We start from the raw sequence: 16820 nt of genomic DNA, 5'->3' as shown, positions 1-16820 counted from the left end.
GCTTACACCGCAATGCGATGGCGTTCGCGCAGGATGCGCGCGGCGCCGGCCAGCGCCGCCAGCTTGGCTTCCGCCGTGGCGGCGGAGTTCAGCGGATTGTCGGCGAAGGTGGCGAAGCCGCAGTCCGGCGTGAGCAGCACGCGCCCGGCGCCGAACATCTGCACGGCGTGTTCCGCATGGTGCAGCACGTGCTCCACGCTTTCGACGTGCGCATGCTTCTGGTTGCAGGCGCCCACGCCGATGCGCATGTCGTCCGGCAGCGACTTGAGCACCTCCATTTCGCCGGCGCGCGGCGTGGCCAGTTCCAGGAACAGCGTGCCGACCTGCAGCCGGCCCAGCGTGTCCACCAGCGGGCGATAGTCGCCGGCCAGGGCCTTGGTCTCGTCGGGCGTCCAGTTACCGCGGCACATGTGCAGCGCCAGGCGCTCGCGCGGGAAACCGGCCACGACGGCATTCACCAGGTCGCGCGCGAACGCAAGTTCGACGGCCGGATCGCCCTTCTCCGACAGCGCGCCGCACATGAAGCTGCGCTGCGTGGCCGGGCCGCTGAACACGACTTCCGACAGCACCGGCTCGTCCAGCTGCACGAGCGCCGTGCCGGCCGCCAGCAGGCAGGCGATTTCCTCGCGCAGCACGCGCACGATGTCGTTCGCCAGGTCTTCGCGGTTCGCATAGGCGCGGTCGGAAATGCACTCCATCCACATGGTGCGCGTGAGCAGGTAGGGACCGGGCAGCGCCACCTTGACGGGTTGCCGCGTCAGGGACTTGGCGAATTCCACCTCGTGCACGGCGATGCCGCGCGAGCGTCCCAGCGGCCCGAACACGGCCGGATGGCGCACGTCGCCGGCCGGCACGTCGAGGGCGCGCAGTTCGCGTTCGAATTCCTCCGGGTCGTCGACCAGGGGCAGCAGGTCGGTCAACGGGATCAGCTGCGTATTGTCCAGGCGCGAGGCGACGAAGCTGGAATAGCTGTCGCGGCGCTGTTCGCCGTCCGACACCACGTCGGCGCCGGCGCGCAGCTGCGCCGTGACGGCCAGGCGCACGGCATCGTCGGCGGTGGCGTGGAACTCGGCATCCGGCAGGCGCCCTTCCATGTGCTCGTGCACGGCCTGCAGCATCCAGCGCGGACGCGGCCAGCTGCCGATGCCCATCACGGACAGGGGCGGCACGGCGGGTGCCGGCGCCACCGGCGGGAACGCCGTCATCGGCTTCACGGTAATCAGCTCAACGCCGCCGCGCGACTGCACCGGCACCGGCGCCACGGCCGTGCGTTCGGCCAGCTTGCCCTTGGCGACGAGGAAGCTGCGCTGTTTTCCGTCGCGCAGGAAGGAGACCAGCTCGTTGCCCGTCATGCGGCACCAGGCCGGCAGGTCCTCGTCCACCGAGATCTCGGTGGAGCGGATCTCGAGCAGGCCGCCGCGCGGCAGCGGGTCGATGTGCTTGCGGATCAGGAGCAGCAAACCGTTGCCGCAATCGAGGTCGCCGCCGTCGAAACCGACGTCCGGCTGGTGGGGATGCTGGAAGCTCATGGAAGTGGTTCCGTGGAGTGGATGGCGCCATCGTACAACGCCCGCAGTTCGGCGTCCCCGAGCAGGGACGCGGGCACGTCGACGACGACGCGGCCCGCGCGCAGGCCGATCGCACGGTCGGCATAGCGGCGCGCGAAGTCCGGCTGGTGCAGGCTGCAGACGACGGCCACGCCGTCGGCGTGGCAGATGGACGTCAGGAGGTCGAGGATGCCGGCGCCGGTGCCAGGATCGAGGCTGGCCACCGGTTCGTCGGCGAGGATCAGGTCCGGCTGCTGCGCCAGCGCGCGCGCGATCGCCACGCGCTGCTGCTGGCCGCCGGACAGCGTGTCGGCGCGCTGCGCTTCGACGCCGGCCAGCCCCACCCTGGCGAGGCAGCGGCGCGCCAGCGCGACGTCCTCGGGCGCGAAGCGGCGCAGCCAGCCGCGCCATGCGGGCACGTGGCCGAGCCGCCCGGCCAGCACATTGTCCAGCGCCGACAGGCGGCCGACCAGGTTGAACTGCTGGAACACCATGGCGATGCGGCGCCGTTCGCGCCCGCGCAGCAGCGCCACGTCCAGGCCCTGGTGCGCCACCTTGCCGCCGTCCGGCCGTTCCAGGCCCGCGAGGCAGCGCAGCAGCGTGGTCTTGCCGGCGCCGCTGGGGCCCAGCAGCGCCAGCATCTCGCCGCGTCCCAGCGCGAATCCGACGCCGTCGAGCACCGTGCGTTCGCCGTAGCGGCGCACCACGCCTTCCGCGATGAACAGGTCATTCATGGTGCGGCCTTCATACGAGACGCTTCCTGATCCAGCCGCTCACCGCATCGAGCACCGTGACGACGACGAGGATCAGCGCGATGATGGTGAACAGGCGCGGGAAATCCAGCAAGTCCATGCTGTTCTTCAGTTCCAGGCCGATGCCGCCGGCGCCGACGACGCCCAGCACCGTGGAGGCGCGCACGTTGAACTCCCACCAGTACAAGGCGCTCGAGAGCAGCACGGGCAGGATCTCCGGCAGCACGGCGTAGCAGATCGCCGTGAAGCGGCCGGCGCCCGTGCCGAGCACGGCGTGGAACGGACCGGTCGGCATGTTCTCGACGTGGTCGGCCAGCAGCTTGGCGGCGCTGCCCCAGGTATGCAGCGCGATGCCGATCACGCCGGCGAACGGCCCCAGGCCGACGGCCGCCACGAACAGCAGCGCGAACACGAAGGAATCGATGCCGCGCAAGGCGTTCAGCAGCCAGCGCGCGGGGCGGTACAGGCGCGGCAGCGGCGTGACGTTGCGGCTCGCGAGTACCGCCATCGGCAGCGCCAGCAGCATGGCGGCCGTGGTGCCGATGGCCGCCATGGCCACCGTCTCCATGATGCGCTCGCCGAACAGCGGCAGTTCGTCCAGCGCCGGCGGCCAGGCGGATGCGATCCAGTGACCCAGCTTGGGCAGGCCGGTGGCCAGCTTGCCCGGGTCGATCTGGGCGACGCGCCAGCAGGCGACGTAGAACACGGCGGCCAGCACCCACGCCAGCCAGCGCAGCGGAGAACGCATCACGGCCGGTCCGTCAGGACTTGCGCTTGATCTTGCCGACCGCGATGCCGGCCTTCTCGATCGATTCGTAGGCGGCGTGGTCGGCCTTGACGAAGCCCGTGTAGTGCGGCGGCAGCAGCGTCCTGGCCTGTTCGACGGTGATCGACGCGAGGATCTTCTGCACCTGGTCGATGAAGGCCTGGGGCGTGCCCTTCGGGACGGCGATGGCGTCGTTCGGCAGCGGCGCCGAGGTCCACAGGATCTTGTTGGCGTTCGGCTTGACCTTGCCCGACTCGATCATGGCGTTGCGGTTGCGGTCGAAGTCGGTGGCCATGTCCGCCTGGCCGGCCTGCACGGCCATCTCGTTGGCGGCATGGGTCGCGCCCTCGCCGTACTTCCAGAATGCCTTCGGATCGATCTTCCAGACTTCCTTCGCATACCAGGTCGGCACCAGCCAGCCCGAGGTCGAGCCGACGTCGGCGAAGGACATCGTCAGGCCCCTGGTATCGTCCGGGAATTTCGCGACCTTCAGGTCCGGCTTGCCGATCACGATGGCGTGGTAGAACGGCTTCTCGTCGTACTTGACGGTCGCCAGCGCCACGCAGCCGGTGCTGTTGTTGGCGATGATGTAGCCCCACGGGCCCATCCAGGCCAGGTCGAGCTGGCCGGAACCCATCGCCACGGCCATGCCGGCCCAGTCGGTGGTCGCGAACAGTTCGAAGTCGGCGTTCAGCTCCTTGGCCAGGTGGGCGAAGAACGGCGTGTAGGCCTTCCTGGTGTCCTCGGCGGTCGGCAGCAGCGGGCCGACGCCGAAGCGCAGTTTGCGTTTTCCCTGCGCCAGCGCGGGTGCGGCGCCCAGCGCCAGGGTGCCGGCGGCGGCGAGGCCGGCGGCGAGGATGGTCCTGCGGTTCGAAGTCATTCCGTATTCCGTATCGGTGGATCAGTAGCTGACGCTCGGGCAGCCGTCGCTCATGAACTCGACGAGCTTGGCGCCGCCGACGACGGCGGCGCCGGCGACCAGCTTGTCCTCGTCCAGCTTGCGCTTCTTGAAGCACGGCGAGCACACGTACATCTTGCCCCCGGCGGCCGCGAAGTTGTCCATCAGCTCCTTCAGCGGCGCGAAGCCTTCTTCGTGGATGCTGTCGGCGAAACCCTTCTGCGACAGGCGCACGCCTTCGATCGACAGGAACACGACGGTGTCCTTGTCCGATGCCACGGCGGCATTGGCGACGACGAAGGCGACGGTGGCCTTGTCGGTGTTGTCGAGGCTGCTCGTCAGGTTGACCAGGAACTTGCCGGACATGTGGTTCTCCTTGGGTGGTTAGTCTTTGGCGCGGATGAAGAAGGCCGACGCATCGGGATCGTGGCCGACGAGCGCGTGACCCGTCATGGCGCACCAGGCCGGGATGTCGGCCGGGGCGCCGGGATCGAGGGCGATCACGCGGAAGACCTTGCCCGGATCGGCGCGCACGCGGCGGCGCAGCTCGAGCACGAGATCGCCGCAGGCGAGATCGCCGGCGTCCCATTCGATGTCATGATGCATGTGGAATGTTTCAGAAATGAAATATTGTCGCGCAGTCTACGACAAGATCTGGAACGGGACAAGCAGCCGGAGGGGTGGGATGGCGGGAATGGAGGGATGTGGAATGCTACGGCCGACAACGCTGGCACGTCGGTCCCGCGAAGGCGGGGACCCAATGCTGCATGCACTACCGGTCAAACATGACATTGGGCCCCTGCCTTCGCAGGGGCGACGCATGTAGATCGCCAGTAACCATTATTTGGCCAGCTCCGCCATCACCGCCGTGTACATCTGCAGGTTCAGCAGCAACTGCTTGACCGTGATGAACTCGTGCTCCGAGTGCCCCGTATAAACGGTATGCGGCATCGCCGGGCCGAAGCTGACGGCGTGGGGGAACAGGCGCGAATTGGTGCCGCCGCCGATGGCCACCGGCTTCGGATCCTTCACGCCCGTGAAGTAGGAGAACACGCCCAGCAGCGTGGGCAGCTGGGGCGCATCGGTCTGGACCCAGGGGTCGCCGATGTCCATGCCGATCTTTGCCAGCTGCACGTGGGCGCCCTGCCACTGGGCCAGCGCGGCATTGATCTCGTTGGACAGCTGCTCGCCCGTCTTGCCCTGCGGCCGGCGGATGTTGATCGACAGTGCGAGGCCGCCGGCCTGTTCGCGGATCACCGTCGGCGCGAACGTCATCGGCCCCATGAAGGCGTCGCGGTAGGCGATGCTGCCGAACTTCTCGCCGTAGTAGCCGGTGCCGACCATCTCGTTGAGGAAGTTCACCAGCGCGCCGGCGCCGGCATCCGGCCAGGGCCGCACGGCCAGCGCGTCGGCCAGCATGGCGATCGCGTTCACGCCGTCTTCCGGCTTCGAGGAATGGGCGGACACGCCCTTCGCCGTCACGCGAAGGTCCTGCCCTTGCCAGGCGAACTCGTAGCGCATGCCGGCCTGCTTCGCGCCGCGCTGGCGGATCTGGGCTTCCAGCGCCGGCGTCGCACCCATCACGAGCGCTTGCGCATCCTCGGGAATCTGGCTCTCGAAGAAGCCTCCCTTGAATGCGCCGATCCACGGGCCGTCGGTCCCGGCCGCCGGCGCCGTCGCGGGCACCGTCACGGCGACCGAGCCATAGCCCTTCTCGGCCGTCACGGCCGGATACTCGGCGTCCAGCGTCACATTCACCTGCGGCAGCGGGTATTCCTTGACGAAGCGCTCCAGCGGCGCCCAGTCCGATTCCTCGGCCATGTACACGTACAGCTCGATGCGCTTGGACAGCGGCAGCTGCAAGTCCTTCAGCGACTTCATCGCATACAGCGCGGTGGCGATCGGGCCCTTGTCGTCCTCGGCGCCGCGTGCCAGCAGGCGCCCCGCCTCGCTCGTGCGATCGAGTTCGAACGGCGACTTCTTCCACTTGGACGGGTCGACCGGCTGCACGTCGCCGTGCGCGATGAGGCCCACGCGTTGTTCTCCCTGCCCTAAGCCGACGATGGCCACGCAACCGTGGTCGGCGAAATCCAGGCCCAGGCGGCGCGCTTCCCCTGCGAGCGCCTTCTTGAAGGCGATGTGGGTCGGATTCTGCTCGCACGGCACGTCCTTGGCCGCCACCGTGTTGAAGCTGACCAGCTTCGCCAGCGTGTCGACCACGTCGTCGCGGTAGGCCGTGGCCGCATGCTTGGCGGCCTTGACGGCGGCGTCGCCCGGCATGTCGACCGGCACGGCGGCCCGGGCAGGGCCGAAGGCGGCGGCCAGCGCGCACGCCAGCGCCAGCGCGGCCGGCACGGCGCGCAGGGTCTTCCTGTTGTTCTCGTTCACACCACGTCTCCCCTATGCAAAAAGCACGAGGAGTCTAGCAGGCTTGCCTGGCGGCAGGAAGGCGAGCACGAGGCCAGCCATGAGCGCGTGCGCGCCGGATCGGCTATCGTATGGGCGTGTAAAACGACAGGACAGACAGCATGACCAAGAAAATCATCCAGCGGGTGCATCCCGCCCTGCGCGACGACATCGGCGACCTGATCACGCACCGTCCGGTGCCGAGCGCCCACCTCGACCAGATCGATCCCTTCCTCTTCCTCAACCACCACGGCCCGCAGGTCTACCCGCCGCACAACCGCGGCCTGCCCTTCGGCCCCCATCCGCACCGCGGCTTCGAGACCGTCACCTTCATCCTCGACGGCCTGCTGGCGCACCGCGACAGCGCCGGCCACGAAAGCATCATCGGTCCGGGCGGCGTGCAATGGATGACGGCGGGCAGCGGCCTCGTGCACGCCGAGGTGTCGCCCCAGGAATTCATGGACCGCGGCGGTCCGCTCGAGATCCTGCAGCTGTGGGTGAACCTGCCGCCGGCGCTGAAGATGACGGCGCCGCGCTACACGGGCCTGCAGCGCGATGCGATCCCCGTCGTCGAGAGCGACGGCGGCAAGGTGCGCGTGAACCTGATCTCCGGGACCTACCAGGGCGTCACCGGTCCCATCGCATCGCTGACGGGCGTGTTCATGAGCACGGTCGAGATGCAGGACGGCGGCCGCCTGATGCTCGACAACCTGCTGGAACGCAATCCGTTCGTGTACGTCGTCAAGGGCGGCATCAACGTGGCGCCGGACACGGTGCACGCGATGCACCTGGCCGAGTTCGAACCGCAAGGCGATACGCTGGAAATCGTGGCGCAAGGCACCACGGTGCTGCTGCTGGGACATGCCGAGCCGATCCGCGAACCCGTCGTCGCGCACGGCCCGTTCGTGATGAACACGCGCCAGGAAATCAACCAGGCGATCGTCGACTACCAGGCGGGCAAGTTCGGCGCGCCGATCTGAGCAAAGAAGGCCGGCCGGGCCCTGGGGCCGGCCAGCGCGTGTCCTGCGTGCCCGGCGGCGCGTGCGCATCAACGGCCGGCGACCTGGCCGACCACGACCTCGTCCGCGAACGGCACCTGGTTGAACGCCACCTTGGTGCCGCTGTGGCGCCCGACGAACTTGTTCGATCCGGTCGCCACCAATTCTTCGCGCTTGCCGTCCAATTCCATGAACAGCTTGGCACTCTGGTTCGTCACCTTCATGACGCGGCCGTCGTCCAGGCGGAACAGCCCCTTCATGCCCGCGGCTTCGTCCGGGCTCAGGCGGTAGACCGGGGCCTGGCTGCCCTGCACCGTCACCTGGTTCGTCGACAGTGCCGACGGCGCTACCGACGGGTCCGCACAGGCTGTCAGCGACAGGGTGGCGGCGGCGGCGAATGCCAGGATGTGTTGGATGCGCATGATTGCTCCTATTTACGATACGAAATAAAAGTCGGACCAAGAGCCATTTCCAAAAACATTCAATGACAGCCCTCAATGTCCACCGGTTTTCATTTCGCCGCATTGCGAATGTGCGGCGAGTGATGACAGTGTAGGAAGTGCTGTCCGTAGCGTCATCCGGCATGTGCTGGAGCGTCGAAAAAGCGGGATGAAACGTCGAAATCCGGCGCCGAATTGCAGCGAATGCATACAGTTTTTGACAAGATTTCCGGCCTCATCCGCCTTCCCTGAAAACCATCAAACCGGGGTCGGAGCCGGGGTCGGAGCCCGATTTTTGGCAATGGTCACGGGGACAAATTCGTTCTACAAGGTATCGAACGGCGACGACGGCGGCGATGCCGCTAGCATGGGCTGCATCGCATCCTTTCTCGCCACGGAGTTCCCCATGCCGCTTCGCATCGTCCAGCAGTGCATCGTCGCCCTTGCCGTCGTGATCCTGACCGGCTGCACCACGACGCTGTCGACCAGCGAGCGGCAGCAAGTGGCGGGCAAGACCTATGTCGTCACGGGCGCGTCGAGCGGTTTCGGGCGCGGCGTCGCCGTCAAGCTGGGCGGCATGCATGCCAACGTCGTGCTGGCGGCGCGCCGTACCGAGGTGCTGAACGAGGTGGCGCGCGAGCTGGAAGCGGCCGGCGGCAAGGCGCTCGTCGTCACCACCGACGTCTCGCGCCTGCAGGACGTGCAGCGCCTGGCGGACGGCGCCGTGCAGCGCTTCGGCCGCATCGACGTGTGGATCAACAATGCCGCGGTCGGCGCGATCGGCCCCTTCGAGCAGGTGCCCGTGGAGGACCATGCGCGCGTCATCGACGTCAACGTCAAGGGCGTCGTCTTCGGCAGCCACGTGGCGCTGCAGCAGTTCCGCAAGCAGGGGCGCGGCGTGCTGATCAATATCGGCTCGGTCGAGAGCGAAGTCCCGCTGGCCTACCACGCCTCGTACTCGGCCTCCAAGGCGGCCGTGCTGGGCCTGGGCCGCGCCCTCAACGAGGAATTGCGCCTGGCCGGCCTGCGCGGCCCGATCGAGGTGGCGACGGTGATGCCCTGGGCCACCGACACGCCGTTCTTCGACCATGCCGCCAACTACACGGGCCGCACGGCGCGCATGCCGGCGATGGACGATGCCGGCAAGGTCGTCGACTACATCGTCTACACCTCGCTGTATCCGCGCGAGGAAGTGCCGACCGGCTGGAAGGCGCGCGGCGCGATCTGGTCGCACCACGTCGCCCCCGACCTGACCGAACGCATCTCCGCCAATATCGCCCACGCATCGCAGATGGAAAGCGCCCCGCCGACGCAGCCGCCCACGAGCGGCTCCCTGCACCAGCCGATGCAGGCCGGCACGGGCGTCGACGGCGGCGTGCGCGCCCGCATGGAGCGCGAAGACGCCACGCGCAAGAACGACTGACCGTACATTCGCGTCAGCAAATTCGGGGTCAGAATCAGCCGGCCTCGCGGCGCAGGATGGCGGCGATGGCCTCGAGCACCTGGCCGTCGCTCCAGTAGACCGTGTGCGACCACGGGTTCCAGCTCTTGACGATCCAGTTGACCATGCCCTGCCCCGCATTGATGACGCGGTCCTGCACCAGCGCGGCGTAGCCGGGCGACAGGGGCTGCAAGGGCCAGCCGAGGGCGTCGTCCGGGTCGTAGATATTGGTCCAGGTAAAGCGCGGCGTCGGGCGGGCGATCGGCTTGATGTCCATCTGCTTGTGCGCGGCCACGAAGATCGGGATGTTGCAGCCGGTGGTGACGAGGGCGGCGCAGCTGCCGCCGGCGACGAAGCGCCGTTCCTGGTCCGTCAGCACGTGGCCGAGCGCGCGCCGCGACCAGGCGCCGATGTCCTTCCACACGCCGGCCGCCACGACGCCGCCCGCCAGCGCCTTCTGCGCATCGTAGAGGTAGCTGGACAGCACCTGGCAGCCCAGCGAATGGGCCAGGAACACGATCGAGGCATCGGGCGCGTTGCGGTACACGCCCAGCAACTGGCGCGCGATGGCGTCCTGGGCCAGCTCGTACACGGAGCCGTCGTCTTCCTTGCGGTTTTCCAGCCCGGCGGCGTCGCCGAAGCCGAACAGCAGGAAACGGCGCAGGTCGTCGTAGTGGACCTTGGTGGCCCCGTCGATCCTGGCCCACACCGTTTCCTGGTTCGGCTTGAGGATGTCCTGGTAGTAGATCGAACGGAAATCGATGCGCTCGGCCACGTCGGCCAGGCGTTCGCCCAGGCGCCGGATGATCTCGACGGCGTAGTCGCGCGGGGTCTCGCCCATTCCGTGGACGGTCAGCAGTGCGGTTTGCGGCATGGAATCTCCAACAGCGGCAAGGCCAATGAGGGCAACTCGGATGGCATACAGGACCATTCTGGCACAAGCCGGCTTGCCAGGATTGTTTGCATGAACTAAACTCGATAGATTCCTATCCATTTAACACCTAATAATGAGCGGACTACCCGAATCCACGATGGACGAGCGCTTCACGGTCGCGGTACACAATTGCGCGCGGGTCTGGCGACTGGCCATCGACAAGCGCCTGAAGCACCTGGGCATCGGCCAGTCCGGCTGGATGACGATCGCCATGGTGGCCAAGGCCCCCGAAGCGCTGTCGCAACGGGCGCTGGCCGACATGGTCGGCGTCGAAGGGCCGTCGATGGTGTCGATGCTCGACCGCCTGGAACGCGACGGCCTGGTCGAGCGCATCCCCTCGCCCACCGACCGCCGCGTCAAGCTGGTGCAGTTGACGGACGCGGGCCGCAACGTGTTCGCCGAGGTGAAGAAGGAGGCCAACGCCTTCCGCGCCCACCTGCTCGAGGGCGTCGCCCCGGATGACATCGCCGTCGCCACGCGCTTGCTGGAGGGCCTGCGCAAGCGCGTCGAGGACACCCTGTGAGCGCTGCGGCGGACGGCATCGCGGTACCGGCGGCGCGGCCGCTGAACCGCACCATGATCACGGTATCGATCATGCTGGCGACGATCATCCAGGCGCTGGACGGCACCATCGCCAACGTGGCCCTGCCGCACATGCAGGGCGCGCTGTCGGCGTCGCAGGACCAGATCACCTGGGTGCTGACCTCGTTCATCGTGGCCGCCGCCATCGCCACGCCCTTGAACGGCTGGCTGGTCGACCGCTTCGGCCTGAAGAACGTGTTCCTCGTTTCCGTGGCCGGCTTCACCATCGCCTCGGCCCTGTGCGGCCTGTCGATGACGCTCACCGAGATCGTCGTCGCGCGCATGCTGCAGGGCGTGTTCGGCGCTGCGCTGGTGCCGCTGTCGCAGTCGGTCCTGCTGGACATCAACCCGCGCGAGAAGCACGGCTCCGCGATGGCCGTGTGGGGCATGGGCGTGATGATCGGCCCCATCCTCGGCCCCACGCTGGGCGGCTGGCTGACCGACAGCTACAGCTGGCGCTGGGTCTTCTTCATCAACCTGCCCATCGGCGCCGTGGCCTTCTACGGCATCTGGCGCTACATCCACGCCGCCGTGCCGGCGCGCCGCATCCGCTTCGACATGTTCGGCTTCGTCACGCTGTCGGTCGCCATCGGCGCGCTGCAGATGCTGCTCGACCGCGGCGAGCAGAACGACTGGTTCGGCTCCACCGAGACCTGGGTCGAGCTGGTGCTGATGCTGCTGGCCGCCGCCTACTTCATCGGCCACACGGCCACGCGCCCGGCCGGCCAGTCCTTCGTCGACTACCGCCTGCTGCTGAACCCGAACTACGTCACGGGCCTGGTGCTGATCTTCATCGTCGGCATGGTGCTGTTCGCCACGCGCGCGCTGATGCCGACCATGCTGCAGGGCCTGATGGGCTATCCGGCCGCGCTGGCAGGCCTCGTCACGGCGCCGTCCGGCCTGGGCACGATGCTGGCGATGCTGGTGGTCGGAAGGCTGACGGGCAAGGTCGATTTCCGCGTGCTGCTGGGCATCGGCTTCGCCGTCACCGCGTTCTCGCTGTGGCAGATGACGCAGTACACGCTGGTGCTGTCGCAGTCGGACATCGTCTGGCCGGGCATCGTGCAGGGCATCGGCCTGGGCCTCGTGTTCGTGCCGCTGTCGGCCGCCACCTTCGCGACGCTGTCGCCGCAGATGCGCGCCGAAGGCACGGCGCTGTACAGCCTGATGCGCAATATCGGCTCCTCGATCGGCATCGCCCTCGTGCAGACGCTGCTGGTCCGCAATACCGCGACGGCGCACGCCGCGCTGGCGACCCACGTCACGCAAGCCAATCCCGCGCTGCTCGACCCGGCCGGCCCGTACAGCCTGGCGACCCAGGCCGGGGCCGCGATGATCGACAGCGAAGTCACCCGCCAGGCCTCGATGATCGCCTACGTCGACGACTACTGGCTGATGATGCTGATGACCGCCGCCGTGATCCCCCTACTCCTGCTGATCCGCCCGCCCAAGGCGTCCGCCGCACCGACCCCGGCTGAAGCCGCGCACCTCGATTGACCGCGCACCTCGATTGACCGAAAGACCCCGATGCGACAACCTACTTTGCTTCCTATCGCGGCCGCCGCGCTGGCCCTGCTGGCCGGCTGCGTGGCCGTGCCGAAGGACGACGGCCGCGCCGCCGCGCCCGACTTCGCCCGGGCCCGCACGGCCCCCGCCATCGTCCTGCCGGCCGACGCCTGGCCCGCCGAGCAGTGGTGGCTGGACTACCGCGACCCGCAGCTGAACGCGCTGGTGGCGCGCGCGCTGCAGTCCAACCCGACGCTGGCCACGGCCGCCGCGCGCGTGGCCACGGCCGGCGCCGCCACCCGCGCCGAACGGGCGGCCGAAGGCGCCCGCGTGGATTTGGCGACGGGCATCAACCGCCAGCGCTATTCGACCAACGGCTTCTTCCCGGCGCCGATCGGCGGCGCCTACTACAACGACGCCTCGGTCCAGCTGCGCGCCTCCTACGAGGTCGACTGGTGGGGCCGGCACCGTTCGCTGATCGCCGCGGCGCTGGGCGAGGAGCAGGCCGGCCGCGCCGAGGAGGCGCAGGCGCGCCAGCTGCTGGCGGCCGCCGTCGTGCAGCGCTACCAGCGCCTGCAATTGCTGTGGGCGCGGCGGGACAATCTTGACGCGCTGGCGCAGGTGCAGCGCGAGCTGGTGGCGGACCGCAAGGCGCGCATCGCCCATGGCCTGGCCAGCGGCGACGCGCTGCGCGAAGCCGAGCTGGAACTGGCACAGCTGCAGGAACAGTCCGCGCGCCACGATACCGATGCGGCGCGCGAGCGCGAGGCGCTGCGCGCGCTGATCGGCGGCGACGCCGACGCCCTCGCGGACCTGGCCCGCTTCCAGCCGACGCCGGGCCCGGATGCCCTGCCGCGCACGCTGGGCCTGGAACTGCTGGCGCGCCGTCCCGACCTGCAGGCCGCGCGCTGGCGCGTGGAAGCGCAGCTGGGCCGCGTGGCCGCCAGCGAAGCCGCCTTCCGTCCCGACATCAACCTGGCCGCCGCCTTCGGCCTGGACGCCGTCTCGCTGGGCAAGCTGCTGCGCTGGCCCAGCCGCACGCCGCTGCTCGGCGCCACGCTCGACCTGCCGCTGTTCGACAGCGGCCGCCTGACGGCCCAGCTGGGCCAGGCGCGCGCCGGGCGCGACGAGCTGCTGGCCGAGTACAACGAAGCCGTGCTGGCCGCCGTGCGCGACGTCGCGATGGAAGCGGCCACGCTGCAGGGCATCCAGGCCGAGGCGCAGGCCCATGCCGCCACCACCGAGGCGGCCGGCCGCCTGGCCGCCAATGCCCGGGCGCGCCTGGCGCGCGGCCTGGCCGACCGCGGCGCCGTGCTGCAGGCGCGCCAGGCCGTGCTGCGCCAGCGCGACGTCGATTTGCAGCTGCTCGACGCGCGCCTGCAGACGCAGGTCGCCCTGATCAAGGCGCTGGGCGGAGGCTACCATGCCGATGCCGCAGCGCCGACCTCTTCGCATTCCGATACCGCCCAACGATGAGCACCGAGACCACCGCCCCCAACCCGAACAAGCGCCGCGCCGTCCTGGCCGGCATCACCGCCGCCTTCCTCGCCGCCGGCGCGGCCTATGGCGCCTACTACCTGCTGGTCGCGTCCAAGCGCGTCGAGACGGACAACGCCTACGTCGGCGGCAACCTGGTGAACGTGTCCTCGCAGGTCACGGGCAGCGTCGTCGAGATCCGCGGCGACGAGACCCAGCTGGTGCAGGCCGGCAGCGAGATCGTCAGGCTCGACCCGGCCGACGCCGAAGTCGCGCTGGCCCAGGCCGAGGCAAGGCTGGGCACCGCCGTGCGCCAGCAGCGCGAACGCTATTCGAACGTGGGCCAGTACGACGCGCTGGTGGCGCAGCGCCGCGTGGCGCTCAGGACGGCGCAGGAAGACCTGGCGCGCCGTGCCCCGCTGGCGGCGGACGCCGTGGTGTCGGGCGAGGACGTGGCGCACGCACGGCGCGCCGTCGACGACGCGAAGGCGGCGCTGGACGTGGCCGAGAAGCAGCTGGCCGCCGCGCGCGTGTCCGTGGCCGGCGTGGCCCCGGCCGAGCACCCGAACGTGCTCGCGGCGAAAGCGGACTACCTGGCGGCCTGGCTGGCCGCGCGCCGCAACGCCATCGTGGCGCCCGTCAGCGGCTACGTCGCCAAGCGCAGCGTGCAGGTGGGCAGCCGCATCGCCCCGGGCGCGCCGCTGCTGTCGATCGTCCCGCTGGACCAGCTGTGGGTCGACGCCAACTTCAAGGAATCGGAACTGCGCGACATCCGCGTGGGCCAGCCGGCCACGATCGAGGCCGACATCTACGGCAGCAAGGTCACCTACCACGGCAAGGTGGTGGGCCTGGGCGCCGGCACGGGCAGCGCGTTCTCGCTGCTGCCGGCGCAGAACGCCACGGGCAACTGGATCAAGGTGGTGCAGCGCGTGCCGGTGCGCATCTCGCTCGATCCGAAGGAACTGGCGGCGCATCCGCTGCGCGTGGGCCTGTCGACCCAGGTGGACGTCGACATCAGCCACCAGGAAGGCAGCGCGCTGGGCATGGTCGCGGCGCCCGTGCCGGCCTACGCCACCAGGGTGCTGGACCAGCCGCTGCAGCAGGCGCGGGCGGCGACGGATGCGATCGTGGCGAAGAATATGGCGAACTGAGTGGCCAACCGAATCACGCGCCGTATGCACGTCGTCCCTGCGAAGGCAGGGATCCAAGCTGACTATTCGAAGCCGCAAGCGTCGCGTCATCGACAGCGCTACCAACTTCGGTAGCTATGCTTGGGTCCCTGCCTTCGCAGGGACGACGGTTTCAGGGGTGCAGGTACTGCGTGCCATCGCGCGCAGCACTAGCGCAGCACTGCCTCCCTACTTCCCCTCCACCACCGTCAACGCCCTCCCGCTCCTGAACCACGCCCGCAGGTTATCGAGCGTCAGCTGCGCCATCGCCGCGCGCGTCTCCACGGTGGCGCTGCCGATGTGCGGCGTGAGCAGCACGTTGTCGAAGCCGAACAGGCGCTCGTCCACGTCCGGCTCGTCGTCGAACACGTCCAGCGCCGCGCCGGCGATGCCGCCCTGGTACAAGGCCGCGATCAGCGCTTCCTCGTCCACCAGCGAACCGCGTGACACGTTCACCAGGTACCCTTGCGGACCGAGCGCCTGCAGCACGGACGCGTCGATCATGTGCTGCGTCTCGGGCCCGCCCGGCGCCACCACGACGAGGATGTCGGAGTCGCGCGCCAGCGTGACCAGGTCGGCTTCGTAGCGCCACGCCAGGCCCTGGTCGGTGCGGCCGTGGTAGGCCAGGGCCACGCCGAACATTTCCAGGCGGCGCGCGATGTCCTTGCCGATGCGGCCCAGGCCGACGATGCCCACGTGCTTGCCGGCCAGGCTGGTACTCAAGGGGAACTGGGCCTGCGTCCAGCGTCCCTCGCGCACGTAGCGGTCGGCCTGCGGCAGGCGGCGCAGCAGCGCCAGCAGGGAACCCACGCACAATTCGGCCACCGCCGCGTTCAGCACGTTCGGCGTGTTGGTCACCACGATCCTGCGCTCGGCCACCACGTCCATGGGAATGCCGTCGTAGCCGACGCCGTTGGTCGAGATGATCTCCAGGTTCGGCAGGCGCGCGATCAGCTCGGCCGGCACGACCAGGTTGCTGCGCGTGATGATGCCGCGGATCCCGCCGGCGCGCGACGGATCGCCTTCGATATCGGCGATGCCGACCCGGTCGAAGTCGGCGTCGATCTGGACCTGCACTTCGGGCGCGAACGCCCCGATCTGCAGCAGGCCCGCCAGCTTGCCCGTCATTGGCCCGCTACCGTCAGCTCGAAGGTGCTCACGCCGTCGACGCCGCCGCGCACGCGGTCGCCCGGCACCAGCGCGTCGACGCCGGACGGGGTGCCCGTGAAGATCAGGTCGCCCGGCTGCAGCGTCACGAGGCGCGACAGGGAGGCGATGACGTCGGCCACCGGCCAGATCATCTCGTTCAAGTCACCTTCCTGCTTCAGCTGACCGTTCACTTCCAGCCAGATGCGGCCCTGCCGCGGATGGCCAATGCTCGCCACCGGCAGCAGCGGGCTTACCGGGGCCGAGGCGTCGAAACCCTTGGCCATGTCCCAGGGTCTGCCGTCTTTCTTGGCAATCGCCTGCAAATCGCGGCGCGTCAGGTCCAGGCCCACGCCGTAGCCCCACACGAGGTCCAGCGCCTTCTCGGGCGCGATATTGGTGCCGCCGGCGCCTAGCGCCACCACCAGCTCGATTTCGTGGTGCAGTTCCTTCGTGGCCGTCGGATACGGGACGGCGCCGCTGGCCGGAACGACGGCGTCGGCCGGCTTGGTGAAGAAGAACGGCGGTTCGCGGTTCGGATCGGAACCCATCTCGCGGGCATGGGCGGCGTAGTTGCGCCCGACGCAGAACACGCGGCGCAGCGGAAATACCTGGTCGGAGGCGGCTACGGCGAGCGCGGGGACGGACGGAGGGGTAATGACAAAGCCAGTCATGCTAATCCTTGTAAAGACGGTTGCAGGATGCGCATATGCACGTAGTGCGGGCGCAGCGCATCGAACAGCGTATCACAATCACATT

Annotated in this window: 17 protein-coding genes; 6 read left to right on the top strand and 11 right to left on the bottom strand. The window is 69.0% G+C overall.

The window, feature by feature from the left end; genetic code table 11:
* Positions 1-2 precede the first annotated feature (2 nt).
* The 7 genes from QPK32_RS08465 to QPK32_RS08435 form a co-directional block, all read right to left on the bottom strand.
* A complete protein-coding gene (locus QPK32_RS08465; RefSeq protein WP_290412353.1) occupies positions 3-1529 on the bottom strand; it encodes a 5-methyltetrahydropteroyltriglutamate--homocysteine methyltransferase in 1527 nt (508 codons plus the stop codon).
* Complete coding sequence (gene phnC, locus QPK32_RS08460; protein WP_290412352.1) at positions 1526-2281, bottom strand: phosphonate ABC transporter ATP-binding protein; 756 nt, start codon at positions 2279-2281, stop codon at positions 1526-1528. Before phnC ends, QPK32_RS08465 begins: the two co-directional genes overlap by 4 nt.
* A gap of 10 nt (positions 2282-2291) precedes the next feature.
* Positions 2292-3047 carry a phosphonate ABC transporter, permease protein PhnE gene (gene phnE / locus QPK32_RS08455; RefSeq protein WP_290412464.1) on the bottom strand — a complete coding sequence of 252 codons (756 nt, stop codon included), beginning with the start codon at positions 3045-3047 and terminating at the stop codon, positions 2292-2294.
* A 13-nt stretch (positions 3048-3060) separates the two neighbouring features.
* Positions 3061-3945 (bottom strand): phosphate/phosphite/phosphonate ABC transporter substrate-binding protein, encoded by an 885-nt coding sequence (locus QPK32_RS08450; protein ID WP_290412351.1) that lies wholly within the window; start codon positions 3943-3945, stop codon positions 3061-3063.
* A 21-nt stretch (positions 3946-3966) separates the two neighbouring features.
* A complete protein-coding gene (locus tag QPK32_RS08445; protein WP_290412350.1) occupies positions 3967-4329 on the bottom strand; it encodes a DsrE family protein in 363 nt (120 codons plus the stop codon).
* An 18-nt stretch (positions 4330-4347) separates the two neighbouring features.
* Complete coding sequence (locus tag QPK32_RS08440; protein WP_290412349.1) at positions 4348-4569, bottom strand: sulfurtransferase TusA family protein; 222 nt, start codon at positions 4567-4569, stop codon at positions 4348-4350.
* A gap of 234 nt (positions 4570-4803) precedes the next feature.
* Positions 4804-6351, bottom strand: coding sequence for a dipeptidase (locus QPK32_RS08435; RefSeq protein WP_290412348.1), 1548 nt, complete (start codon positions 6349-6351; stop codon positions 4804-4806).
* A gap of 140 nt (positions 6352-6491) precedes the next feature.
* Between QPK32_RS08435 and QPK32_RS08430 the strand changes: the two genes are divergently transcribed.
* Complete coding sequence (locus QPK32_RS08430; protein WP_290412347.1) at positions 6492-7349, top strand: pirin family protein; 858 nt, start codon at positions 6492-6494, stop codon at positions 7347-7349.
* Positions 7350-7417: 68 nt separating this feature from the next.
* Here QPK32_RS08430 and QPK32_RS08425 read toward each other — a convergent pair whose 3' ends face one another.
* Complete coding sequence (locus tag QPK32_RS08425) at positions 7418-7789, bottom strand: hypothetical protein (RefSeq protein ID WP_290412346.1); 372 nt, start codon at positions 7787-7789, stop codon at positions 7418-7420.
* Between the two features lie 424 nt (positions 7790-8213).
* Between QPK32_RS08425 and QPK32_RS08420 the strand changes: the two genes are divergently transcribed.
* Entirely contained in the window at positions 8214-9230 is a 1017-nt protein-coding gene (locus tag QPK32_RS08420; protein WP_290412345.1) for an SDR family oxidoreductase, read from the top strand.
* Positions 9231-9264: 34 nt separating this feature from the next.
* On the opposite strand, the gene QPK32_RS08415 is transcribed toward QPK32_RS08420, so the two are convergent.
* Positions 9265-10122 (bottom strand): hypothetical protein, encoded by an 858-nt coding sequence (locus QPK32_RS08415; protein WP_290412344.1) that lies wholly within the window; start codon positions 10120-10122, stop codon positions 9265-9267.
* A 133-nt stretch (positions 10123-10255) separates the two neighbouring features.
* On the opposite strand from QPK32_RS08415, the gene QPK32_RS08410 reads away from it, so the two are divergent.
* Genes QPK32_RS08410 through QPK32_RS08395 form a run of 4 tightly spaced genes read left to right on the top strand, consistent with a single transcriptional unit; the run spans position 10256 to position 14897 of the window.
* Positions 10256-10705, top strand: a complete 450-nt coding sequence (locus QPK32_RS08410; protein WP_290412343.1) for a MarR family winged helix-turn-helix transcriptional regulator — start codon at positions 10256-10258, stop codon at positions 10703-10705.
* Positions 10702-12261 carry an MDR family MFS transporter gene (locus QPK32_RS08405; protein WP_374046712.1) on the top strand — a complete coding sequence of 520 codons (1560 nt, stop codon included), beginning with the start codon at positions 10702-10704 and terminating at the stop codon, positions 12259-12261. Before QPK32_RS08410 ends, QPK32_RS08405 begins: the two co-directional genes overlap by 4 nt.
* 30 nt (positions 12262-12291) lie before the next feature.
* Complete coding sequence (locus tag QPK32_RS08400) at positions 12292-13746, top strand: efflux transporter outer membrane subunit (protein WP_290412342.1); 1455 nt, start codon at positions 12292-12294, stop codon at positions 13744-13746.
* Positions 13743-14897, top strand: coding sequence for an HlyD family efflux transporter periplasmic adaptor subunit (locus QPK32_RS08395; RefSeq protein ID WP_290412341.1), 1155 nt, complete (start codon positions 13743-13745; stop codon positions 14895-14897). The genes QPK32_RS08400 and QPK32_RS08395 overlap by 4 nt, the downstream gene beginning before the upstream one ends.
* A gap of 207 nt (positions 14898-15104) precedes the next feature.
* On the opposite strand, the gene QPK32_RS08390 is transcribed toward QPK32_RS08395, so the two are convergent.
* On the bottom strand, positions 15105-16043 hold the full coding sequence (locus tag QPK32_RS08390) for a 2-hydroxyacid dehydrogenase (RefSeq protein ID WP_290412340.1): 939 nt from the start codon (positions 16041-16043) through the stop codon (positions 15105-15107).
* On the bottom strand, positions 16040-16735 hold the full coding sequence (locus QPK32_RS08385; RefSeq protein WP_290412339.1) for a fumarylacetoacetate hydrolase family protein: 696 nt from the start codon (positions 16733-16735) through the stop codon (positions 16040-16042). Before QPK32_RS08385 ends, QPK32_RS08390 begins: the two co-directional genes overlap by 4 nt.
* Between the last annotated feature and the right edge of the window lie 85 nt (positions 16736-16820).

The sequence above is a fragment of the Massilia sp. YIM B02763 genome (assembly GCF_030412015.1).
Taxonomy (GTDB): domain Bacteria; phylum Pseudomonadota; class Gammaproteobacteria; order Burkholderiales; family Burkholderiaceae_D; genus Telluria.
This window is presented reverse-complemented; position numbering and strand designations above follow the sequence as displayed.